Genomic DNA, 24,453 nt, shown 5'->3' with positions numbered 1-24,453 from the left:
ATGACAGAAAAAAATGAATCTGAAGTGAAGTCTGAAGAAAAATCTAAAGAAAATGGTGGTGCATCACCTGAAACTTTGCATAAACGTAAAGTCGCAATGTTCATTCTTGGCGGTTTTTTTCTACTTATTGCCCTATTATGGTTTTTCTATTGGCTTATTTGGGGACGATTTAAGCTCTCCACCGAGAATGCCTATGTGAATGGGAATATGGTTCAACTTATGCCACAAATCCCTGGCACAGTTGTTAAAATTAAGACCGATGAAACCCAACTAGTGGCTGAAGGCCATACCATCATTAAATTGGATCCTACTGATTATGCAGTGGCGCTGCAACGAGCCCGAGCGGATTTGGCACAAACTGTACGTCAAGTGCGCCAATATTTTGAAAATGCCGCAGTGGCACAACAAAATGTGATTATAAATAAAGCAAATCTGGTTAAAGCACAACTGGATTTAAAACGTCGAGAAGGGCTGGTTGGGAATCGAGCGGTATCCCGCGAAGAGATGCAACATTACAAAACAGCAGTGGAGGCAGCTCAGGCAACTTACGATCTTTCCTCACATCAACTTGATGCGGCACTAGCGTTAGTTGAAAATTCTCATCTTTATACTCACCCGCTGGTCGAAACGGCCAAAGCAAATTTAAAAACGGCTTATTTGAATTTTCAAAGGACAACAATTGTTGCACCTGTCACAGGCTTTGTAGCGAAACGTACTGTACAACCTGGACAACAAGTCTCTATGAATTCCGCCATGCTGGCGATTATTCCACTTGAAGATACTTGGGTCGAGGCAAATTACAAAGAATCTGAACTAAATGACATACGCATTGGCCAACCCGTTACGCTATACGCTGATGCTTATCCTGGAATGACTTATCATGGTAAAGTTGTAGGTTTAAATGCGGGAACAGGCTCAGCCTTCGCCTTACTTCCTCCACAAAATGCTACAGGAAACTGGATTAAAATCGTACAAAGACTTCCTGTGCGTATTAGTTTGGATCCAGATGATTTGAAAAAAGTTCCATTACAACTCGGCCTATCCATGCGTGTGACCATTGATATTCATAATTTAAAAGGAAATCGTTTGGCTCAAATGACAGAGCCTAAAGTTAAATTCCAAACAACCGTTTATAACAAACAGCTTGCTGAAGTAAAATCGATTATTAATGAAATTTTACATGCAAATTCACCTGATATGTTCCTGCCAAGGAAACAATCATAATGAGCGAGCGCCCTCCACTAACAGGCAGTAGATTAGCTCTAATGACCATTTCCTTATCATTGGCCATTTTTATGAATGTCCTTGATATCTCTATTGCTAATGTGGCAATTCCCACTATTGCAGGCGATTTGGGCGTGAGTCCTGATGATGGAACTTGGGTTATTACCTCTTTTGCTGTAAGTCAAGCCATTATGCTTCCTCTGACAGGATGGCTTGCTAAACGTTTTGGCGAAGTGCGTTTATTTCTTTTTTCTACCACTTTATTTACGATCGCTTCAGTGATGTGTGGATTATCCGCAAATCTGGGAATGCTGGTTTTTTTTCGCGTGATTCAGGGAGCTGTTTCAGGTCCTATGATTCCATTATCACAAAGTATTCTCCTTGCTAATTATCCGCCCGAAAAAAGAGGATTGGCCACGGGAATTTGGGCAATGACTGCTGTTGTAGGCCCAATATTTGGCCCTATTATGGGTGGTGTTATTACTGACAATTATACCTGGCCCTGGATTTTTTATATTAACGTCCCTGTTGGAATTTTTTCTGTAATCTTCACCATGATCACCCTGAGTGGACGAGAAACACCCATTACTAAATTACCTATTGATTTGATTAGTTTGGCTTTATTATCGATTGGGGTTGGTTGTTTGCAGGTTTTATTAGATAAAGGAAATGATCTTGATTGGTTTAACTCAGAATTTATTCTCACTTTGGCGATCATCTCAACAGTCACTCTGAGTTTTTTAATCATATGGCTTTTGACACAAAAACACCCGCTTATTGATTTATATTTATTCACGAATCGTAACTTTCTTGTTGGAACGACTGGCCTGACTTTGGGTTTTATGGTCTATTTCGCAACTGTAGTTATTTTTCCATTATGGTTGCAAACCCAAATGGGATACACCCCGACCTGGGCAGGGCTTGCAGTTGCACCCGTTGGAGTTTTACCCTTTTTTTTAACCCCAATTGTAGGCAACTATATGGGAAAGTTTGATTTACGCCTGATTATTAGTTTGGGGTTTATTATCTTTATCATTACGTGCTTATGGCAATCTACCTTTTACACTGAGGTAGGTTTTATCCAGCTGATTAAACCCCGATTTATCCAGGGAATTGCCCTTGCTTTTTTCTTTACCCCATTAATCGCCCTAATGTTGGCAGATTTACCCCCTGAACGGTTAGCTAGTGCTTTAGGCCTTGGCAACTTTTTTCGAATTTTGGGAAGTAGTTTCGGAACTTCAATCAGTGTTACTTTATGGAATCACAGGGAGGCATTACATCAAAGCCATCTTGTAGAACAAATCACGGTATACAATCCTTTAGTTCAAAAAACAATAAATCAACTGCATTCATTAGGAATTTCGGGGCTAAAGAGTTTTGGTGTTATCTACACAACCATAATTAACCAGTCATTTATGCTCGCTACGAACGATATTTTCAGACTTTCTGCTTGGATATTTATGATTTTACTTGTAATGATTTGGCTTGCCAAACCAACCTATGCCCGCTCCTCTGAAGGTATTGCAGCAGAGTGATTGTTTTATACTCAATAGTTCCCTATAATCGCATCGGATTTTAATAATAATAATAAAAGGTGTTCTGAAAATGAAAAAATGGATGATTCTGGCAACAACCAGCTTGATGATGATGAATGCTCATGCAGATAATAAATCTTGGTGCGGTTATAAAGATTATTTCCGTTTAAGTGATACCTCTCACCCTGGTATCTATGTAGTGAGCGGATTTAACGATGCGGATGTGCTTCTCCACATCATTGGCCCACGTAGTTTTGAAATCTTAGACTCATTCCAATGCCGCAGCGGTTATGCACATGTTACCGTAGCTTATGACTCAGAGAATTGGTGTGTTCTTGATATTAAAGATGGCCCATTAATGAATCATCCAACAGTTAGCGCTTCTTGCAACGGAATTCGTTATATTGATACTGTGTATGATGGCATGGGTAGCTACTCTTATACCATTAATCTTGATTAATACAATCAGTTAAAGGCAAGCGACTCTCAGATAATCCTGGATTGTTACTTGCCTTTTTCCATTTTTCCTCACATCTAAAGTAACCGTTCAATGAATAGAGGGTGACTGCTTACTATCTAAAGACCAGCTCCCGCCTAAAGCCTTAATTAACTGAATGCTGGCAATTTGACGACGAGTGCGGATATTTACTAATGAAAGTTCGGATTGTAATGCAGTATTTTCAACAACCACGACCTGCAGAAAAGTAACGAGGCCTCCTTTATATCGATACAGTTCTTGCTCCCAAGCTCGTTTTGCTGCGCGAGCCGCAGCCTGTTGGCTCTGATACTCCTTATCAAGCTGTCGAATGGCAACCAAATTATCTTCCACTTCCTGAAATGCAGTTAATACGGTTTGTCGATAAGTAGCTACGGTTTCAAAATACTGAGCTTTGGCCTGATTTAACAGGCCTCGCAATCGACCACCATCAAAAATAGTTACTTCTGCTACGGGTTGAGTTAAGGATAATAAACTCAAAGGTCCGAGCGACCAAAAAAGACTGGGTTTGGAAATGAGGTTCGCTAAGCTCCTGCTTTGAAAACCACCACTTCCAGTTAAATCAATCACGGGGAAAAAAGCAGCGCGCGCTACACCAATATTTGCATTTGCAGCCATAACCCGAGATTCGGCAGCAACGATATCAGGTCTTCTATCTAAAAGAGTTGAAGGTAGATTAGGGGCTATTGCCAAAAAAACCTTAGGTGATTTTGCAGGAGCCAAGGAAAAATTACTTGGTATTTCACCAACTAATACGGCAATCGCATGTTCAAGCTGGGCTCGTTGTAATCGCATGTCAGCCGCCATCGTTTTTGCATTCTCAAGCTGAGTTTCGGCTTCGTCTACATCAGATATAGGCGCCGCGCCGCCTTGGTAACGCTGTTTTGTTAAATAAAGGGCTTTTTGATAAGCAATAACGGTTGTGTCTAAGATTCGTTGCGCCTCATCACTTCCCCTTAAGGCAAAATAATTATCTGCAAGTGCAGCTTGCGCACTCAAGCGAATCGAAGCCATATCCGCAGCACTTGCCTTGGCATTACTTTCACTGGTAATGACCGAGTTGCGGATACTGCCCCAAGCATCAAGCTCATAAGTAAGAAAACCACCTAATAAAAATTGGTTATACACCGCAGTCGTGGGAGGATTTGCAACAGTTCGCGAGTTTTGTTGTCTATCTGCATTGAATAATCCTTGAAGTGTGGGGAAAAAATAGGAGCGGGCAACTTGTACCAATGAAATTGCTTCCTGAAAATGAGCATAAGCTAATCTCACATCTTGGTTTGCAACACTAAGCTGTTGTTCCAAATCATTTAGCACGGGATCGTGAAAAGCCAACCACCAGGCATCAGGAACAACAATTCGTGGCGTTGATTTAATTTCCACCCATTTTCCTGGTTCCTTGAAATGCTCAGGGATTGGCATGGCAGGACGATGATACTGTGGCGCCAAAGAACAACCCACCAATGTAAAAACAAGTACTCCGGCACAGATCAACTTTTTCATGAAACAACCCGCACAGTTTCCCCATTCATAATGGCATCAGGAGGATTAATCACGATTCGATCGCCTGGTAATACCCCTGTGGCAATTTCAACTGTTGAGCCAAAATCACGTCGAAGTGTAATCGACTTCAAGACAATCTTATTGTCTTTATCCAAAGCAGCTACCTGTAACCCTTGAGCCCGAAAAAGCAACGTATTAACAGGTAAAATGACCGTTTTAGGTGGAATAGGTAGTGTAAACCAGACTTCAGTGTAACCACCAGGTAACAACTCCTCATTTTTGTTTGGGGTAGTAAACTGAGCCAGCAAAGTACGCGTGTTAGGATCAATGGCATGCGCCGTATCAAATAGCTTGGCAGGGAATACTTGCTTAGGGTGTTCAGCGAAATGGAGTTGTACGGTCATATTAGGTTTAATACGCGAAGAATAAAATTGAGGAATTTTGACATAAATTCGTAAGGGACTGACTTGCGCAATACGGAATAAAGGTTTTGCTGTTGTGCTGCTTCCCTCATTAATTAAATCACCAATATCTGTAGCACGAGCAGTAATTACCCCATCAAAGGGAGCTATAATACGGTTAAACCCTACTAACTCTTGCAAGTGTTGCAGATTAGCCTTAGCCGCAATCATTGCCGCCTCAAGAGCAGCAGCTGTACTTACCTTTTCGTCCGTTTCCTGTTGCGATACAGATTCTGTTTTTACTAAATTCAGCCAGCGTTTTGCAGTAATCTGCGCCAATTGATTATTCGCGATTGCTGTCCTTAAATCTGCTGCTGCTTGACGCTCCTGTGCATCAAGCTCAGGGGTTTCGATAACAGCAAGTAAATCACCTTTTTTAACGTGGCTACCAATATCTACATACCATTTTTTTACATAACCATTAGTACGTGCAAAAATGGGGGACTCATGCCAGGCTTGAACGTTACCAGGTAAAATAATTTTATCGACGCCCTTCTTTTGCTGTGCCTCCATCACTCTCACTATAGGGACAGCATCTGCAAGAGTCTGATTACGTAAGCTTATCGCTGCATAAACACGCATCAAAATCATCACCAGAAGAATGAATAAAAAAACAGCAATCGCAATAAGACGTCGTTTATGTCGGTGGTTCTGTACATACGACCGAATCGTTTTATGCATGTTCCTTCCCTTGCTTTTTCTTCAATTTGCGTTGATGAATTACGTAAAAAACAGCTGGGACAAAAAAGAGTGTAGCTATCGTTGCAAAAGATAACCCACCAATTACTGCCCGCCCTAATGGAGCATTTTGCTCCCCCCCGTCTCCTAAACCCAGCGCCATAGGAAACATACCAATTATCATAGCTAACGCAGTCATCATTACAGGTCGTAAACGTGTCTTCCCTGCTTCAAGAGCTGCGCTCATTGGATCATTTTCAGTTGCGAGATGATCTCGAGCAAAGCTAATAATAAGGATACTATTGGCCGTTGCGACTCCCATGCACATAATAGCTCCTGTTAAAGCAGGTACACTTAATGCGGTATGGGTAATAAATAACATCCAGGCAATACCAGCAAGAGCAGCAGGTAATGCGGTTATAATAATAAAAGGATCTGTCCACGATTGAAAATTAATAACAATCAACAAATAAACCAATAAAATTGAGAAAGCAAGCCCCCAATATAACCCATTGAATGCATGTTCCTTAGTATCAATCTGTCCACGAATTGCTACAGACGACCCTTTAGGCAAATCTTTTTTAGTATCATGGATAATTTGCTTGATGTCTTTGGACACTGATCCTAAATCCCTATCTTGTATCGAAGCAAAAATATCAATTACTGGCTGAACATTATAATGTGATTCAACAACTGAGGTCCAAGTGCGTTTCAATTTTGCATAAGAACCTAAAATTTGCAATTGACTAGGGACTGTTAAACTTCCACTTGGAATATTAAGCAAGTCATTTAAGGAAGTCATCACATATTGTGGCGCCTGTGTAACGATAGGATAAGAAACTCCATTTTTAGGGTCCAACCAAAATGTGGGTGTCGTTTGGAAACTACCAGATAGTGTTACTAATAAATCTGAAGCGACGTTGAGTTGAGTAAATCCAAGTTCACTTGCCAAACTTCGATTCACCTCAACAAAAAACTCAGGATAGTTATTCGCTTGTCTTATGCGTACATCAGTAAGACCAGGAACCCGTTTCAACTGACTCATCAACTTATTAGCATAATGAGCATTTTCTTCTTTTTTTAGGCCAATAACCTGAAGGTTAATAGGCGACGGCAAACCAAAATTGATAATTTGATTTACGATGTCCGCCGGTAAAAATGCAAAAGTAACTTGTGGAAAACGCTCTCTTAAAATAGATCTCAGTTTGTGCACATAACCAGGACTTGGACGATGCCCATCTTTCAAGGAAATTAAAATATCTGCATCTTCTGGACCATTTGTTGCAGAATTACTGTACGATAAATTAATCCCACTAACAGGCAAACCAATATTATCAACGATACTGCCTAAATCCTTAGGAGGTATCACTTGCCGAATCACTGTATCAATATTATCAACAAGTCGTGCCGTTTCTTCTACTCGCGTCCCTGTCGGAGCACTAATATGTAATTTAATTTGCCCTGCATCCACATTAGGAAAAAAATTCGACCCCAGCCATGGCCAGAGTAATAAGATTGAAGCCCCAACAAAACCTAAAAAACATGGAATAAAAACTCGAGCATTCTCTAATACCCATGATAATGATTCAGAATAACGGGAACGTAATAAACTAAATTTTTCTTCGAACAGTTCATGTAAACGAGCCATTCGACCTTTATTTCTCTCTTCATTCATTAGTTCATGTTTGTGCAACCAATATTTTGCTAAAGTCGCTACAAGTGTACGTGATAACACATAAGACATTAACATCGCAAAAATTACCGCCTCAGCTAAAGGAACGAATAAATATTGCGCAACGCCCCCCAAATAAAACATAGGTACGAAAACAATACAAATACAAAGTGTCGATACGAGCGCAGGTATGGCGATTTGCTTGGCACCATCGAGAATAGCCTGCTCCACTTCTTTGCCTTGCTCTAAATTCCAGTTAATGTTTTCAATCGCAACCGTAGCATCGTCAACTAAAATACCCACAGCAAGAGCCAGACCACCTAGGGTCATAATGTTGATTGTCTCTCCTATAGCAGAAAGGATAGTAATTGAAGCAATGATGGATAAGGGAATAGATAGAGTGATAATAAAAGTGCTACGCAGGCTACCTAAAAAGAGTAAAATCATAAGCCCCGTTAATGCCGCAGCGATTACTCCCTCAACAATAACCCCACGAATCGCCGCAGTGACAAAAATCGATTGATCCGCAAAATAAGATAAATTAAGTCCTTCAGGAAGCATATCCTTAACTTTAGGTATTAAGGCCTTAACACGGTGAACAATATCTAATGTTGATGCATTACCGGTTTTTTGTATCGACATCATTACCGCTCGCTTACCATCTACCCGTACTATGTTCGTTTGGGGTGCGAACCCATCACGCACATGAGCAACATCACGAATATACAAAACTCGACCAGGAGTTGATTTTACAGGTACATCATTTAATTCAACTGCTTTAAGCGGGCTGCCATTTAATTTCACAATATACTCATACTCACCTATTTTTTGTGTACCAGCGGGTATAATCAAGTTTTGTGCAAGAATTGCACTATTAATGTCTTGTGCCGAGACACCATAGGTTTGCATCGCTTGTATATCCAAGTCGATCATGACTTGACGTATTTTACCTCCATAAGGATAAGGAAGTGCGGCTCCTTGTACGGTTGCAAGTTGGGTACGTAGAAAGTTATTGCCCAAATCATTTAACTTTTGTTCCGGAATGGTCGCACTCGACAGCACAAGTTGTAATACAGGAACGGTTGATGCTTTATAGCTTAAAATCAGTGGAGGTAAAGTCCCTGGAGGTAAGTTGCGTAACATGGTTTGTGCGATTGCGGTGACTTGGCTTAGAGCGATATCAACATTCACGCCTTGTTGAAAGAATAATTTGATGACACTGACGCCAATCAGTGACTCCGATTCAATATGTTGGATATCATTTACTGTAGTAGTTACAGCGCGTTCAAACACACTCGTAATGCGGTTGCCCATTTCATCAGGAGGCAAGCCAGTGAAAGTCCATACTACACTCACAACAGGGATATTGATGTCAGGGAAAATATCTGTAGGGGTACGCATTATTGCCAAAGGCCCAATAATAAGGAGCATTAGAGCCATTACAATAAACGTGTAAGGTCGCGAAAGCGCAATCCATACAATCCACATAAATATCCATATCCCGATTCGAAAAGTAGATCATTATATCAATGAAATCCATTAAACTTTAAGAATAAAACTCGAGTTTTTCTAACATTTGTTCGCACACAATCTGCTAAGCACTTTAAAAAGAAATTCCCAATAATTAAATCAGAATCTTCATCTTAAAGGATGATTTTTGCGATACTACGATTTTTGAATCAATGACTCGATGAGTTTTCAATTGATTTACAGCCTGACTGAATTATTTTTACCCAAAATCAAACTCTTGCCCACAACGAACAAAACCAGCAAAGCCATGAGATTTTGCATCAGGTAACTCCCCATCATTGTAATGGTACAACCAAAGCTTTGCTTTTATCTTGGAATCCAATGTATCTAACTGATTAAAATGGGTATGCACTCCGCTGGGCACATCTAATGTTTCGCAATCATGAAAAATTAATGCTGCGTCACGATAATATTGTTTAAACCGATCTGGGGTAAATTGTGCATCAGTTGTGATAAAAAATGTTTTTCCTTTCCAGACAATATTCAAACCATAGCTTGGCATTAATTTCCCATTTGAACAAATGTGCACTGTTTGGACTAAACTAAACTTGAAACCTTCCCAATTAAAAATTTCCCCATCATTGACTGGATGAACCACAAAATAATCACTCAACGTTGCCTCTTTTTCATCAAGTGTTTTCAAGCCCCCACTTAAGCTATGCTCCCATAACGGCTTCACTAAGTGCTTATGAGTAATTAATTGAGGGGATCCATTCTGAGAAACAAATTTGCGTTGAAAAGCAAACCATTCAATGCCTCCTATATGATCAGCATGCAAATGGCTAACATAAACCGCATCTATATCTTGAGGAAGGTAGCCGGCTTTAGTCAATGAAAAACGAATATCAGTGCCACAATCTATCAATAGCTTTTTACCACTATCCGTTAGAAGTAACATATTTGATTGGAAATTTCCAAAATCCGTTCCTAAACCGCTCCCCGCCCCTAAAAATAACAATTTCATTAATTAATCCCTGAACTAAGTTAAGGCTCGTCCTAAAATTCCTTAATAAAACAACTATCTTCTTAATTAAAGAATAGCATTTAAAATTAGTTATTAGAAATAGCTCAACTATTATAAATGAGCTATCCTTCAAAGTAAGCGGACAAAGAACATGGGCCAAATGTGCTAAAAAAGTTCCATCTTAAAAATACACGTCTTTTAAACTATTTTTTCATTTTTTTAGCAATCACACTGGTGAGTCTGATTCTGTGTTTATTTGCATTAAAATACATTGCTGTTCAAGAAGTTATTGATGGAAATGAACGTTATCAATTATATAAGTTAGCAAATGAACTTCGCCAGAGCTCCGATGATTTAACTGAGTTATCTCGTCTTTATGTGATCACAGGCGAGAAAAAATACCGTGATTATTATAATGAAACCTTGGCAATACTTAATGGTACCGCTCCTCGTCCCGTAAATTATGACGAATTATATTGGGATTTGGCTATTGGTAATAATCGACCCCAATCTTATGGTCCTGCAAAATCATTAGCTGCACTTATGCTGGAACATCATTTTACACTTAAAGAATTTGCTTTGCTGACTGAAGCAGAAAATCACAATAAAAAAGTATCCGACATTGAAATTAAAGCAATGAATCTGCTTGAAGGAAAATATCCTGATAAATCTGGAAATTACACTATTAGCGAGCACCCTAATCTCGAATTAGCCAAGCAAATGCTTTTTAACAATGATTATATGAAGGCAAAATTACGCGTAATGGAGCCCTTACAGAAATTTTTTACCCTAGTAAATGATCGAACATTTTTTACCAATGAAAAGATTGATGCCAAGATGTCAAAGATTATTTTATTGGCACTCACACTCTCATTTCTATCAACAATACTCATGCTCTTTTTTATTGTTCATGCATTAAAAACATTATCTAAGGTCAATGAGGAAAATGATTTATTACTCTTGAATATCCTGCCTGAATCAATTGCTTCACGCTTGAAAATGGGAGAGGAGGGCATTGCTGATGAATTCCCCCAAGCCAGTGTTATGTTTGCAGATATTATTAATTTTACGCAGATGACAGAACAGTTAGGTGCAAAAAAAACAGTTGATCTTTTAAATCGATTATTTGCCGAACTCGATAAGCTCACTGAACAATATCATGTAGAAAAAGTGAAAACCATTGGCGACAATTATATGGCTGTATCAGGTGTTCCCGAACAAACAACAAAACATGCCATCAACATTGCGAATTATGCTTTAGCTATTCAGGACAAGATGTTGATTTTTAATCAAGAAAATCAGATGAAGCTTGAATTGCGCATTGGTATTACTTATGGACCGGTAATCGCAGGGATAATCGGCCATAAAAAATTTGTTTATGATATATGGGGTAATGTGGTCAACTTAGCCAGTCGATTGGAAGAAAGTTCTCTCCCTAATAAAATCCATATTTCAGAAAAAATGGCTTTTATGCTTCAAGATGAATTCATTGTTGAACCACGAGGCATGATAGAAATGAAAGGGATCGGTGCGATAAATACCTATTTTCTTCTTGGAAGGAAAGAAAAATAACTAAAAATACCGTTAGGATCTGTTTGCAATTCGCCATTTGGCCAAGATAGTAGAATTGTAAACGGCCCCTATCCGCCTTTATGACAACGCGGACATATCCCATAAATATTTAATGCATGATCGGTCATCTGAAAATTGGCGCGCTCGGCTATTGTTTTTTGTCTCTGTTCGATGATTTCATCAACAAATTCTTCGACACAGCCACATTTGATGCACACGAGGTGATCGTGGTGAGCTCCTTGGCTCAATTCAAATACTGAATGTCCCCCTTCAAAATTATGACGATTAACTAATCCTGCCGCTTCAAATTGCGTTAATACACGATAAACGGTAGCAAGGCCAACATCTTCTCCGGTTTCCAATAAGGCTTTATAAACGCCTTCTGCGCTCAAATGATGATTGGGAGATTGTTCCAATATTTGCAATACTTTTAAACGTGGCAACGTAATTTTTAATCCAGCATTTTTAAGTTGCTTGCTTTCTTCCATCAATGCTCCTCTTCACTGTAATGAACTCTTCTCTTCCAGGTGTCTTTCAGTAAATGACGTGTTATTATGGCGAAATTTTTCACGATAGGCAAAAAAATGAGAATAATAATTTTTCTACTTGGAATCGTATTTACTTTAACCCTGACTCAATGTGCATCCTTTGATCTGTCTCGACGAGTAGTCCAACAGGGAAATTTATTACCCAAATCTAGAATTGATCGACTTAAAATAGGAATGAGTAAGAATGATGTAGCCATATTAATGGGCAACAGTCTATTAAGCCCCACGTTTAATAATGATCGCTGGGACTATGCGTACACATGGCGTAGAGGTCATGGAGAGATGACCATGTCCACATTAAGCTTATATTTCCATAACAATACTCTAACACGTATAGAACGAGACAAATTTAAACCGGGGGCTGGACTCAATCATCCAGATATAAATCAAGAATAACCAGGGATCATTAGGGTAGTGTAGCCTGGGTGAAGGCGCAAGCCGTAACCAGGTTTTTCCCTATCAAAGGTCACCCGGGTTACGCTGCACTTCACCCAAGCTACACTATCTTCGAGTACTCGTTGCTTTTTGACGCCGTTTCTCTTTAGGATCCAAAACCAAAGGCCTGTATATTTCTACCCTATCACCTTCCTGCAAAACATGTTCCAAAGAAACTTGCTTTGCATAAATGCCAACAGGCATATCTCGAGTTTCTGGGTGGGTATTGAATATTCCAGATGCCTTGAGTGCATCAAAAACTGTTGCCCCATCTTGAAGATCAAGAATTATATGAACTGTAGTCTTTTCTATGGTTACGTAAACCAGTTCAACTTTAACCATAAATCGTCTTAGCTCGCTCACAAAATGAATCAACCATCTTATCCGTTACTTGTTCAAATACTGGACCAAGCAACATGGAAAACATCCTTCCTGCAAATTCAAACTCCAAATCAAAAGAAACCTTGCATCCCTCGTCAACCTCATCAAAGCGCCAGAACCCCTCTAAATGACTGAAGGGACCATCAACAAGACGAATTTCTATCATTTTATTAATTTGCAGCCTGTTGCGTGTGGTAAATGATTTACTCATACCTGCCGCACCAATAACTAAAGTTGCCTGTACCTCATCTTCATCTCGATGATGTACTAAACTTTCTGCGCAATAAGGTAGAAATTCCGCATAACGCTCGACTTCATTCACCAGCGTAAACATTTGCTCACAGGTATAATTAACAGTTCGTGACTTTTTCACTATGGGCATTATGCTTCTCCGCGAATTGTATTTCTTAACCAAAGACTCAGATCTTTAATTTCTTCAAAACAAATTGAATGTTCCATTGGATACTTAGAATAAGAAATATGTTCGTATCCTTTATTCAATAACCAATCTTTACTTGACTCAGTCCATTGAGATAAAACAAGAGGGTCAAATTGTCCTGCCCCCATAAAAAAGGGAGTGCTCTTATCCAGCGTTGGTCTGGTATGTGCTGCTAAAGGCAAATAAGCAGACAAAGAAATAACTCCTGCCAGGCGAGCCGTTGTATGGAGCGCAGTATGTAATGCCATAGCGCCGCCTTGCGAAAATCCTGCTAAAAAAATCTGCTCGTACGTAAAACCATCATTTAATTGTTCATCCATGACTTTACGAATCAGTAATTCGGATTGCTCAATGCCTTCTTTATCTTCTCTATCGATTAATTTCATGCCCACAATATCATACCAAGCGGGCATGATCATTCCGCCATTCAGGGTCACTGGACGCTGGGGAGCATTAATAAACACATGACGTAACGCCACATCACTCACCGTTAACTGATCGACTAACCCCATCATATCGGAAGCATCAGCGCCTAATCCATGCATCCAAATAACGCATGCCTGGGCTTGAGCCTGTGACTCATTTATAAATACATTCAAAACAAATCCCCTCACAGACAAAAAAGAGAAATTATCGCTAATGCATTAACACAGTGCAAGCGATACCTTCTTGATATTTTATAGAATCTAAATTACCAAAAAAAACAAATAAAATAGCGCAGATTGAATCATTATGAAACAAAAGCACCATCTAAAGTATTTTATTATTAGCCAACATGCATTATAGTGCGCTACTATGGGTCAATAAGTGTCATGAATATGTTTAATAAAGTAGAATCCAAGTCATTTACTCTTACGATGTTGGGGACAGACACAGTCTATACCCCTACGCTAAAAGCCATAAAAAACAAGGACAAAAAACCACCTTTAAAAATAGAGGATTATCCCAAGGGTGAAACTCTGAGTCTTGTTTCTACATTGATTAAAACAGAAAATCCTGTGATTAATCACAAACAGCCCGTTCCTTATCAATCTTCAGATGTCGCTGTTGTTAATGGCCCCAAAACGGACGGAACCAATGTTGGTGACAAAATTGGGATTGGGTTAGGTATCGCTTTAAATGCAATTGTTCGGGGGCAAACTGAACTTAATGATATTGCACACAGTAGAGGAGGAGTTGAATCCATCCTGATTGCTCATGAACTCAATGCGATAAAAGACTCGATTAATTCTTGTGAAAATTTCGAGCAGTTAATACAAGAACTTACAAAACAACAAACAAATAGAAAAAATAGCAAACCCTTTAACAATACACCTGACATTATTAAACCCCTATTAACCCAATTACCTCAATCAACTCCAGAAAAACAACAATGGTTTGGTGCACTAAAAAGCAATTTGGCCAAGGCGTCAATGAATCTTTTTATCATTGACCCAGTCCCCGGGGATTGTTGGCCAGTAACGTGGTACGACCAAAGATTTTTTACTCTTCCACCTATTGTTAAATATGCTGAATTTACCTATTACGAAAATGAACGTTCGGATTGGGGTTTTACACCAATCTACGTTGAGGCTTCAAATCCAGCAGAACAAAGAGTAGTTCGAAATACCCTTCCAGGGCACCATGGCACGGGCTCTGCTGGAAATAATGCATCACAGAAAAGTGTTGTCGTTTCCCCTGAGAAAACTAAAGCGACCCACGTACAAAAATTAATGATTTTTAAATTACTTAAATTTTTATCGTCACATGGAGTTGCATTTAAAGATGCTAAAGAAATTTTTCATGAACCCACTGGCTTGGGTGGAAAATACATCACCTTTCTGGAGGAAATGAGAGGCGATGGCTTTGATGTAGAACAATTTGATTTTCCAGCCATATTCCGCAAGCTCTATGACAAAATTTATGCAAATAGAGCAGCCTATGAAGCATTCAATGCGACTCATTACCCACTGATGGGGGTAGCGCCTCAAAGAAAAGTGCTACGCACTAATCATAAATATGGTTTTTTAACCGAGAACTTCCCTAAAAGCACGGGCTATGTTAATGAAGAGCACAGCGTATTAATGAAGGAGTATTTCTTCAAAATACTTAAAGTTGATTCACATAAAGAGCGAACTTTAGTAGAACTAATCAAATCAGCACAAGCTGTATTATCTAAAAACATAAAAGTAATTACGAATCTTTCATCTTCTGTTGTAGAACATCCAATTGCTCCAGCAGCAATACTTGATAGTGAAAATGCACGTAAAGATGTCTTGAACTCTTTTGGTACATTAATTCAAAGAGTAAGCCAACAATATCTAATGGATGACTGGAGTGCAGAACACAAACAAAAAGAAAAAGAAGAACTTTTTGCTGCCATCATTGGTCTTTTTACAGAGTTTGAAGAACTAAAAAAAATAGACAATCAAACCATAAAAGAATTTGTGGCATCACTCATCGATATGAGTCTAAAAGGAATTATTCAAACCGTTGATCAACAACATGCAAACATAGAAGAAGAATTTAATCGTCTTCGAACACCAACTGATACAAACCTGAAAGTCTATTTTAATAGCTTATTAACTCAGATTAATAAAGATGAAAGTTACTCAGGTTTAGAAATTAATCCTGAAATTGTTAGGATCTTTGAAAGTCCCGCTTTCGCTGAATTAGCAAATTATCCAATAAGAATAAAAATAGAATACATTTGCCAACAATTGCAGGAAAAACTACCTAAAAGTGTAACTGAAAAAAATTTAGTTGACCAACTCACAGAACGATTTGAGGAACTTTATGGTAGTTCTTTTAATGAATTTGAAAAACTGTATCATCAAATTGAAGTCTTTATTAATGATACTGCAGCATTGGGTCGGCAGTTTATAACTGAAGAAGCGGTGTTCAACAAACATGAGCTGTTCCTTAGGAAAAAAGCTGAGGCATTAATCGATGTTGCAGCACAAAAATTTTATCGAGACAGGCCCAATGCTTTGCCTGCCCTCGCCGAAAAAGGAACCTTCAAAGAGGCGGTCGAACGGCATGCCATTAATAAATACGGTGTAATTGATAGGCTTAAACAAGAAAAAGAGCAATTAAATGCACTTTCCCGAAGGATGGAAGAACAATTAAGGACAAAAGACCGGCAAAATGAAGAAGTCAACGCTTCATTAGAAGAAGAAAAAGCTAAAAAAACCGAATATCATGCGGCAATGAATGATGACAAAGAGGCAGAATATTTATTGCTTATTAATAAAAAACTTATTCCATTAACAGAAGAATATTTGACATCACTTCGTTCACAGTTATCCATTAAAGCTAAAGGATTGGAACAAGATGAAAAGACAAAACAAAAGGATGCTAGAATCCAATCCAAAATCGACAAAGCTACCGAATTGTATAATATTTTACGAAATAGTGAACAAATACCACACCCTAAAATGCGTTTGCGCACCTTTTATACCCAGCTGGATAAGTATGAAGAGAACTTCATTGCACATGATGATCCTGATTTGGTGCGGTATCGCAGAAATGCAGTAATTGCCGCAGGAATTCTTTTATCGTTTATCTTTCCTGGATTAATTGTACTTGCAATTTATACTAACGTAGGCCTTTCTTCTGTAAAATCATGTTATTTTTGGCAATCTTCGGGACAAAATGCGGTATCTTCATTGAACCGACACAGGGCAGCTGCTGGTGTGCCATTTGCTGATGCCGTTAAAGATGAAGTTGTAAATGAGGATGAAGAGGCTAATATCAAATCGCCATCACCTGAGGTAATGTGACCAGGACTAGGAACAATAAAAAAGTTATAGCTACTCCTTCATTATAGGCTACCATCAGAAACATGATCTATTACTTGAATTTTTACATAAATAAATGGATAGTTACCGTTCTAAACTTTTAATTACTATGTCTAATGAAACAAATTTACTTTTTATTTATGGTTTGCATTGCCATACTCTTAGTAAGTTGTGGGCAAAAAGGACCTCTTTATTTGCCGGAATCAACAAAAAATGCCCCAAGTAAGTAACGCAAGTTCGATATAAAAGGCAAATTATGAAAATTAAATTTACCAAAATGCATGGCCTAGGTAATGATTTCATGGTGATTGATGGGGTTAATCAGCAGATCAATCTCAGTCCCCAGCAAATAATTACCATGGCGCAACGCCATACTGGTATTGGTTTTGACCAATGCTTGCTTATTGAGCCCAGCGTGCAAGATGGTATTGACTTTAATTATCGGATTTTTAATGCTGATGGTCAGGAAGTAGGTCAGTGTGGCAATGGAGCCCGTTGCCTTGCCTTATTTGCAAAATACTACGGATTAACTGATAAAAATCACTTAACCGTGGCAACTCGTACCACACAAATGAATTTACACATCAATTCAGACTCCAGTGTTAGTGTCGATATGGGAATTCCCCAATTATCCCCATCCGATATTCCGTTCATAGCGGATCAACAATCTGTCGAATATTCTTTGGAACTTGAACAGAACAAAACGGTTCACTTCCATGCCTTAAGTGTTGGCAATCCGCACGCAGTATTGGTGGTAGAAAATACAGATAAAGCCCCGGTCCATACCTTAGGAAGGGAAATCAGCTCACATCCTCGTTTTCCCGCCCAGGTAAATGTTGGATTTATGCAAATTATGAATCCAAACTTTATCAAGTTACGAGTCTATGAACGCGGTTGCGGCGAAACACAAGCATGTGGAAGCGGTGCTGTTGCAGCTGCTGCTATTGGGCGTTTATATCATCAACTGGCTGAACAAATAAAAGTTACATTACCTGGTGGTGATTTATTTATTGACTGGCCAGCATTGAACGAACCTATAGTCCTAACTGGCCCAGCTGTTTTTGTCTATGAAGGAATCTGGTTTTAAGTTGTAATAGCTCAGATTCCCAATGTTACTGCTTATTCGAACGGTTGGATTTGAGCGCAGGTTGTGAGAAAATTTTTCTAAGCACGCGCAGCATACATCAGTATGTGAGCATTGATTAGGAAATTTTCTCGCAAGATGCGCCTAATACGGCCGTTCCCTGATAGGGACTGACGCACTTACTAAATACTTTCCCTATGCAAAATTAACACAAGTATTGAATTTTCTTTACAAAGAGTTATCCTGAAAGAACGCCTCACATCCGCACCGTTCCAAATTTACATAAGACTTCTTTTGAAATTCGCTAGCAAAGTGCGAGGAGAAGTGGAGCACAGAACCAATGTACACACGGGTACATGAAGATTCGAGCACCAAATCGACGCAGCAATTTGTAGCTACTGTAGTGTTTCGAAAGAAGTCTATTGTGGAAATTGGTGACTGGCAAAAAGGAGAGTGCCATGACAGGAAGCAAAATACAAAGTTTTGATTTATTCAAAGCGGCTATGGGAAACCTAGAGTATTTAACGGAAATCAATAAGGATAGAGTAAGCCAGGCGAAATTTTTAACCGCTCTAGAAGAAGGTGAACTGACTATCCCGGATATTCTTGAGTCCATTCAAATCGTCAAAAATCAGCAAGCAAAATCGCTCTTAATCATTTACTTATTAAGTCAAAAAGAATACTTATCCTGTTTAAAGGGTGATTCATTATTAAACAGATTAACACTTCAAGATCATCATATCCCTTCGCGTCTAAATGCTCTGGTGCATCAATTGGATTTAAAAATCCTCTCAACTCAATTAATTAGCAAACTGGAACCTGAAGCAGCAATAAGTATTCTTTGTTCAGTTCCACATTTCCATCAATTAACCAAAATCCAAGTAGAAGCCCTGCTTGAAAGATATCCTCTTTTTGAAAGGCACAAAGTTCTTACCTACTGGATTAATCATTTTGCCTCCATGCCTAATGCTCATTATATCTTGGCTCATTTCATGAGCATTGCAGGCCCTAATGTTATCGAAGAATTAGGCAAAATGGAACCGAATCAAAAGGAAGCTGTTGTCGTTAATATCATTGAGAATTTAGGATTATTTCATAACATTCCGAATAGATTTCTTGAGCATGCGAATAAAGAATCTCATTTGCTGTTGGCAATACGTCTTTATCTTAATGGTCATTATAATAAAGCTTATGCTTCTTATATAAATCAATTAACTAAACGATTATTGGATAAAAACCATTCTTTTTCATTGGACGCAATAGAACTCCTTTTTTTCTTGAATGATAAACTCGCATTTAAGGAATTAGCAACTAGAACCGCATACTTCACTAATCGTTATTTAAGAAATAATGCATTAAAAGGAAATGTGGCATTATTTTATCAAAATAAGCGAATCAATATCCAAAGAATGCTCCAAAATATTCATTTAAACCCACCCATTCCTGAGATTGTTAAAGAGCAAATGCAATCAGTAAGTTCGGATGAAAGTCCTTTTGTAGGAGAGTTAATTAAACGTGACAAGTCAATTAATTGTTTTGAGTACTTTTTAATACACTATAAAGGCAGCTCTGAACCAATTGTTAAACTGCTTGATGACTATATGGAATTTTATGAGCGTTCAGTAAATATCATCATTCGAAACAAAGCGATACACCACATCGGCTTCATGTTAAGACGTCCTGAAATAGATGAAACGGTAAAAGAAGCAATTTTTTCCGCCTTTTTAAATCATCCTATTCTTTTTGATGAACAAGTCAGTTATCAATTGTTCTTATTTGATGCAAAGAGAGTTATTCGCTATTTTGGTCTCCGGGGTGGGAAAGAAAATTATCAACGCGTTATTGATTTGTGTACCTTGGCTTTAAAAAATCTTAATTCTGAAAAAAATCAGGAGATCATTCAAATTGCCCAAAAAGCACTTTCAGAAGCACAATTAGAATTAAATTTTTCTAATGAATATGGCTTTTTTTCTGATTTCATTAAATGGATTAAACGATGTTGGATTTATGGATGGACCGGTTTTTTTAAACCAAACGCACCCAATTACGTTGCCCCAGAATCAGTAGATTTGGAAGAAAACAATGCATCACCATCTTCAAAACGCGCAAAAAGTTCCATATCAGCTCAAGAATTAGAAACCGACCTTTTGGCGTTGTTAAATGTAATTACGCTTCCTTTAACGCAAGATAAATTTGAGGAGATTATAAAAGCATTAGATAGTTACTCTCTACAGACAATGCCTAAAAATGAACTCATCACAAGACAAAAACTTCATAGGTTGTATCATTATGCAATGACGCATAAGGAAGAAAATGAAATAATTTATCATTGGTTAAAAGACAACCAAAATCCATTTATCGTGAATCAATTCCGTCTCTTAGAGTTGATGTTAAGAGAAAAATCACGTGATGAGATTGATTCCTTGCTGACACAGTTCAACGAAGATTCCGATCAACTGCAATATGTTTCTGACGAGCTGGATAGTCTCTTGCCGGAACTGGTAGTCACACCCACTCCAAAACATTCAAAAAGCGCGGAAACAAGCGATTTTGTAGCAAGCGCAACTAAAATTCTTTCCAAGTATACATGTGAGGCAACCGTATATGCACAAAGTGCATTGAATTGGGCTGAAGGTTTTTTTACCAAAATGAAAAAATCTGCACAAGAGGAGGAGGAAGCCTTTGAAGTAGAACATATTGAATCGTTTCAAAAGATAATAAACAGCAAAGGAACGCTTACAACTTGAGCTTCCAACGTTTATGCATCCAATTCCATTGTTCAGGATGAGCCAAAATAATACGTTCTAATGCTTGATTATAAGCCAAGGTATTATAATAAAGAGATTCTTGTGCATTACCATAATCTTTCCATGGAATAGGATCATAAAACTCTAAAACATGTTTTCCATTTGGCAATCGATAACCTGCAGCTGGAATGACAGGAACTCCCGTATAGCGAGATAAAGTTGCAAGACTACGGTAAGTTCCTGCTTTTACTCCAAAAAATTCTACTGCGATACCATCCCGGTTAGCCAATGAGGCATGTTGATCAAGGACAAAAATAACAGCATGATTTTTCTCCAAAGCAGTACAGACCTTATCCAAGGAATTTTTTTTAGGAATTACATTTAAACCAACTTGGTAATACTGCTTAAATAAACTTCGCTCAATAAATTTAATTGACAGGGTCCGACGAATAAAATGAAACTGTCCTTGAAATTCCTTAAAATTTAAAACACCGCCAATTGGAGCAACCTCCCAATTACCAAAATGTCCTGTTAGAACCAAAACCCCTTTTTGTTGCGCTACAACTGCCAACATGTTTTCATGACCACGCACCTCGACCAGATGACGTAAACTCTCTTCCGACATAAAACGCAATTGGACTGCTTCTTTAAAGGATTTCAGTAAATGTGAGTAGTACGACTCAGCAAGTCGTTTTTTTTGAGTATTATTCAATTGCTCGCCAAAAACTCGATCAATATTTGCCATAACTACTTGCCGCTTATATGGCAAAAATTTATATATGAAGCGTCCAAACACGCTTACAGGCAATTCATTAATTTTTCGTTCTAATTCAGTCACAAGCTTTGATCACCAAACACGCATTCATACTGGCAAATCCTCGATTAATCGTCAATGCATAAGGACCTCTTTTTAAAGGTTGATGCTCCGCACTTACGGATAAACCTTTGCAACTGGGTGCAATATTTTGCAAATTCGCTATACCAGGTACACACTTAGATGAGAGTGCATAAGTTGTCATTACCGTGTCAATCAAACCAGAAGCACAAATAGTATGCCCCATAGACCATTTGAATGCTGTTACAGGAATTTCCTGTTCAGCAAAAACATTTTGTATTGCCTCAGATTCACTATAATCCGATTTACTATTACCATTACCATGAGTCACAACAAAACCTAAATCATTAGGGTTTAGTTTTACATGATCCAAAGTACGTTGCATCAATTCAGCAAGTTGTTGTCCGCTTGTGTCCAGAGAAAATAATCCTTCGGCTTCAGTGGTTGATAATCCACCAATAATTTCACCATAACACGTTGCTGAGCGCGCACGCATGCTGGCTTCGCTTTCCAGCACTAAAGCAGCAGCGCCCTCAGCTAAAATTGTGCCATTGTGCGCTTCATCAAAAGGTTTTAAATGTTGATTACTTAATACCCCTAATTGCTCATAGTAAAATAAGGCTTGCGGTTCAGTGGCTATGTCATAGGCAACAACCACAGCTCGTTCTGCCTGGCCACTGCTAATTGCATGATATGCTTCCAATAAAGCTTGTGTTCCACCAACTGCATGGTTCGTTACATTATGATTGGGGCCCTTAAATTCATAGGTGATCCCCGTGTATGCAAGAACATTATTCGGCAATATGCGTAATAACCACATCGGATGAACTGTTTCAAATAGATGTTGTGCAAATTGCTGCATATTACCTTGAGTTTTTGCCAGTAAAGGCAAAAAATCATATTGTTGAAAATATTTATTCCCAGGTGAGCCTACATAAACAGCGGTTTGTTCATTGAATGAATTAGGGTCTTCAAGAGTATCGCGATAAGCAATCATTTGACTGTGTTCGACTGCTTGTACTGCAGCATGAATTCCCATCACGTCCTGTCGTGAAATGACTTTCATCAACTTGCGATCGGGTAGCATTTTTGCTGGATTAAATTCTTTTAACTCCCCACCTAAGCGATGAGACCATTGCGATAAATCCCATTGAGCGATTTCAGCAATTCCACTTTTACCAGAAAGAATTGAATCCCAGGTTGCATCCGCCGTGGCACCTGATGCAGTTAATGCGCTTCGTCCAGTAATAAATACTCTGTTGCCTTGACTCATAAACCTGCTCCTTCAAACTCAGGATGCTTAAATAACAAGCAACTATTGGAGCCACCAAATCCAAAAGAATTGGAGAGAACCACACCCAAAGAACGTTCACGTGGTCCATCAACCACATAATCCAAATCACATTCCGGATCTGGGGAAGTTAAATTGGCAGTCTTGGGTATTTGCGCCTGCTCTATAGATTTAACTGATAATACAGCCTCAAGTGCTCCTGCCGCAGCAATCAAATGTCCGGTTTGGCTTTTAGTCGAACTTACAGGCAAGTTTGCAACAGACGCTCCAAAAACTGCTTTAATTGCATTCGTTTCACTTAAGTCATTCATTTTGGTTGAGGTACCATGTGCATTAATATAATCCACATCTGAAGCTTGGACTCCTGCATCCTGAAGAGCACGTTCTATTGCTTGTATTGCACCATCACCATTTGGATGTGAATCAGTAATTCGATAAGAACTTAATGAATTTCCCTCACCAGCTAATTCGGCATAAATACGAGCGCCTCGAGCTTTTGCCTTATCCCACTCTTCCAAAATTAAAAAAGCAGCGCCTTCTCCTAAGACAAAACCGTTACGTGTTGCATCAAAAGGTCTACTCGCTGTTTCTGGTGTGCTGTTATAAGTAGATAAGGCTCCTAATAAACAAAAGCTGGATAATCCCAAAGGATTAATCATTGAATCAAATCCTCCAGCTAACATAAAATCAGCTTCGCCTCGACGAATTACTTGCATTGCTAGCCCTAAAGCTTGTCCACCTGACGCACAGGCTGTATGTACCGATGAAGCATAACCTCTGATGCCAAATTGTTGAATCAATAAAGACAGACCTGAGTTTGTAGTTGTTTTACCAAAATCAGATAATTTATAAAATTCTTGTGTATTCGCTAGCAAACGTCCCCAATCTACTTCACCATCTTGGGCACAATTTTTTTGAAATCGAGATAGATAGTCAAATTCAGCAGTCATCATACCACTACCGGTAACGACGCCCCACTGTGTAGCAGTTTGCTCTGTAGGTAGGATACCTGCATCATCGAAAGCTTGCTGGGCCGCTTCAAGCGCATATTGGGTAAAAGGTACAGAAAAGCGACTATACTTTTTGGTTAATTTAGGAGCAAGCGAAAAATTTTTCACCTCAGCCGCAATATACGTTGGAAAAGCGCTGGCATCAAATTGCTTTATTTCAGCAATTCCTGAACGTCCCTCCAATAAATTGGACCATGAAGACTGAACATCAAGTCCCAAAGGAGAAACAGCTCCTAAACCTGTAATCGCAACTCGTCTTTTTTTCACTT

Annotated in this window: 20 protein-coding genes; 9 read left to right on the top strand and 11 right to left on the bottom strand. The window is 38.8% G+C overall.

Annotated elements, in window-relative coordinates; translation table 11 throughout:
* The 3 genes from Lstg_RS13325 to Lstg_RS13315 all read left to right on the top strand — a co-directional run bounded on the left by Lstg_RS13325 (window position 1) and on the right by Lstg_RS13315 (window position 3,219).
* Window positions 1-1,224, top strand: a complete 1,224-nt coding sequence (locus tag Lstg_RS13325) for an HlyD/EmrA/EmrK family protein (protein ID WP_058478161.1) — start codon at window positions 1-3, stop codon at window positions 1,222-1,224.
* Window positions 1,224-2,759, top strand: a complete 1,536-nt coding sequence (locus Lstg_RS13320) for a DHA2 family efflux MFS transporter permease subunit (protein WP_058478160.1) — start codon at window positions 1,224-1,226, stop codon at window positions 2,757-2,759. Before Lstg_RS13325 ends, Lstg_RS13320 begins: the two co-directional genes overlap by 1 nt.
* A gap of 70 nt (window positions 2,760-2,829) precedes the next feature.
* Window positions 2,830-3,219: a hypothetical protein gene (locus Lstg_RS13315; RefSeq protein ID WP_058478159.1), complete on the top strand. Its 390-nt coding sequence runs from the start codon at window positions 2,830-2,832 to the stop codon at window positions 3,217-3,219.
* Between the two features lie 87 nt (window positions 3,220-3,306).
* On the opposite strand, the gene Lstg_RS13310 is transcribed toward Lstg_RS13315, so the two are convergent.
* The 4 genes from Lstg_RS13310 to Lstg_RS13295 all read right to left on the bottom strand — a co-directional run bounded on the left by Lstg_RS13310 (window position 3,307) and on the right by Lstg_RS13295 (window position 10,063).
* Complete coding sequence (locus Lstg_RS13310) at window positions 3,307-4,758, bottom strand: efflux transporter outer membrane subunit (protein ID WP_058478158.1); 1,452 nt, start codon at window positions 4,756-4,758, stop codon at window positions 3,307-3,309.
* The gene (locus tag Lstg_RS13305; protein ID WP_058478157.1) at window positions 4,755-5,900 is read right to left on the bottom strand and encodes an efflux RND transporter periplasmic adaptor subunit; all 1,146 of its coding nucleotides are present in this window, start codon (window positions 5,898-5,900) and stop codon (window positions 4,755-4,757) included. Before Lstg_RS13305 ends, Lstg_RS13310 begins: the two co-directional genes overlap by 4 nt.
* Window positions 5,893-9,057 carry an efflux RND transporter permease subunit gene (locus tag Lstg_RS13300; RefSeq protein ID WP_058478156.1) on the bottom strand — a complete coding sequence of 1,055 codons (3,165 nt, stop codon included), beginning with the start codon at window positions 9,055-9,057 and terminating at the stop codon, window positions 5,893-5,895. Before Lstg_RS13300 ends, Lstg_RS13305 begins: the two co-directional genes overlap by 8 nt.
* Before the next feature lie 241 nt (window positions 9,058-9,298).
* Entirely contained in the window at window positions 9,299-10,063 is a 765-nt protein-coding gene (locus Lstg_RS13295; protein WP_058478155.1) for an MBL fold metallo-hydrolase, read from the bottom strand.
* Window positions 10,064-10,225: 162 nt separating this feature from the next.
* Here Lstg_RS13295 and Lstg_RS13290 point away from each other — a divergent pair, with 162 nt between their 5' ends.
* Window positions 10,226-11,635: an adenylate/guanylate cyclase domain-containing protein gene (locus Lstg_RS13290; protein WP_058478154.1), complete on the top strand. Its 1,410-nt coding sequence runs from the start codon at window positions 10,226-10,228 to the stop codon at window positions 11,633-11,635.
* A 68-nt stretch (window positions 11,636-11,703) separates the two neighbouring features.
* Here Lstg_RS13290 and fur read toward each other — a convergent pair whose 3' ends face one another.
* Window positions 11,704-12,123: a ferric iron uptake transcriptional regulator gene (gene fur, locus Lstg_RS13285; RefSeq protein ID WP_058478153.1), complete on the bottom strand. Its 420-nt coding sequence runs from the start codon at window positions 12,121-12,123 to the stop codon at window positions 11,704-11,706.
* A gap of 66 nt (window positions 12,124-12,189) precedes the next feature.
* On the opposite strand from fur, the gene Lstg_RS13280 reads away from it, so the two are divergent.
* Window positions 12,190-12,579 carry an outer membrane protein assembly factor BamE gene (locus tag Lstg_RS13280; protein ID WP_058478152.1) on the top strand — a complete coding sequence of 130 codons (390 nt, stop codon included), beginning with the start codon at window positions 12,190-12,192 and terminating at the stop codon, window positions 12,577-12,579.
* A 105-nt stretch (window positions 12,580-12,684) separates the two neighbouring features.
* On the opposite strand, the gene Lstg_RS13275 is transcribed toward Lstg_RS13280, so the two are convergent.
* The 3 genes from Lstg_RS13275 to Lstg_RS13265 are packed head-to-tail and all read right to left on the bottom strand — an operon-like array spanning window position 12,685 to window position 14,037.
* Complete coding sequence (locus Lstg_RS13275; protein ID WP_058478151.1) at window positions 12,685-12,960, bottom strand: RnfH family protein; 276 nt, start codon at window positions 12,958-12,960, stop codon at window positions 12,685-12,687.
* Complete coding sequence (locus tag Lstg_RS13270) at window positions 12,953-13,381, bottom strand: type II toxin-antitoxin system RatA family toxin (protein WP_058478150.1); 429 nt, start codon at window positions 13,379-13,381, stop codon at window positions 12,953-12,955. Before Lstg_RS13270 ends, Lstg_RS13275 begins: the two co-directional genes overlap by 8 nt.
* Window positions 13,381-14,037: an alpha/beta hydrolase gene (locus Lstg_RS13265; protein WP_082650856.1), complete on the bottom strand. Its 657-nt coding sequence runs from the start codon at window positions 14,035-14,037 to the stop codon at window positions 13,381-13,383. Before Lstg_RS13265 ends, Lstg_RS13270 begins: the two co-directional genes overlap by 1 nt.
* 219 nt (window positions 14,038-14,256) lie before the next feature.
* Between Lstg_RS13265 and Lstg_RS13260 the strand changes: the two genes are divergently transcribed.
* The 4 genes from Lstg_RS13260 to Lstg_RS13250 all read left to right on the top strand — a co-directional run bounded on the left by Lstg_RS13260 (window position 14,257) and on the right by Lstg_RS13250 (window position 21,048).
* On the top strand, window positions 14,257-17,199 hold the full coding sequence (locus Lstg_RS13260; RefSeq protein ID WP_058478189.1) for a hypothetical protein: 2,943 nt from the start codon (window positions 14,257-14,259) through the stop codon (window positions 17,197-17,199).
* Window positions 17,200-17,333: 134 nt separating this feature from the next.
* Window positions 17,334-17,447 carry an LPS translocon maturation chaperone LptM gene (gene lptM / locus Lstg_RS17555; protein ID WP_082650855.1) on the top strand — a complete coding sequence of 38 codons (114 nt, stop codon included), beginning with the start codon at window positions 17,334-17,336 and terminating at the stop codon, window positions 17,445-17,447.
* 26 nt (window positions 17,448-17,473) lie between these two features.
* Window positions 17,474-18,304 (top strand): diaminopimelate epimerase, encoded by an 831-nt coding sequence (gene dapF / locus Lstg_RS13255; RefSeq protein WP_058478149.1) that lies wholly within the window; start codon window positions 17,474-17,476, stop codon window positions 18,302-18,304.
* A 455-nt stretch (window positions 18,305-18,759) separates the two neighbouring features.
* Window positions 18,760-21,048: a hypothetical protein gene (locus Lstg_RS13250; RefSeq protein ID WP_058478148.1), complete on the top strand. Its 2,289-nt coding sequence runs from the start codon at window positions 18,760-18,762 to the stop codon at window positions 21,046-21,048.
* Here the strand turns inward: Lstg_RS13250 and Lstg_RS13245 are convergent.
* From Lstg_RS13245 to Lstg_RS13235, 3 genes are read right to left on the bottom strand one after another with little or no spacing between them, the layout of a single operon-like run.
* A complete protein-coding gene (locus Lstg_RS13245; RefSeq protein ID WP_058478147.1) occupies window positions 21,038-21,886 on the bottom strand; it encodes a lysophospholipid acyltransferase family protein in 849 nt (282 codons plus the stop codon). The genes Lstg_RS13250 and Lstg_RS13245 overlap by 11 nt on opposite strands.
* Complete coding sequence (locus Lstg_RS13240) at window positions 21,879-23,156, bottom strand: beta-ketoacyl-[acyl-carrier-protein] synthase family protein (RefSeq protein WP_058478146.1); 1,278 nt, start codon at window positions 23,154-23,156, stop codon at window positions 21,879-21,881. The genes Lstg_RS13245 and Lstg_RS13240 overlap by 8 nt, the downstream gene beginning before the upstream one ends.
* Window positions 23,153-24,451: a beta-ketoacyl-[acyl-carrier-protein] synthase family protein gene (locus tag Lstg_RS13235; RefSeq protein ID WP_058478145.1), complete on the bottom strand. Its 1,299-nt coding sequence runs from the start codon at window positions 24,449-24,451 to the stop codon at window positions 23,153-23,155. Before Lstg_RS13235 ends, Lstg_RS13240 begins: the two co-directional genes overlap by 4 nt.
* Window positions 24,452-24,453: the final 2 nt, after the last annotated feature.

Source organism: Legionella steigerwaltii, assembly GCF_001468065.1.
In the GTDB taxonomy this organism is placed as follows: Bacteria; Pseudomonadota; Gammaproteobacteria; order Legionellales; family Legionellaceae; genus Legionella; species Legionella steigerwaltii.
The sequence above is the reverse complement of the archived record's forward strand: the minus strand, read 5'-3'. Positions and strand labels throughout refer to the sequence as shown.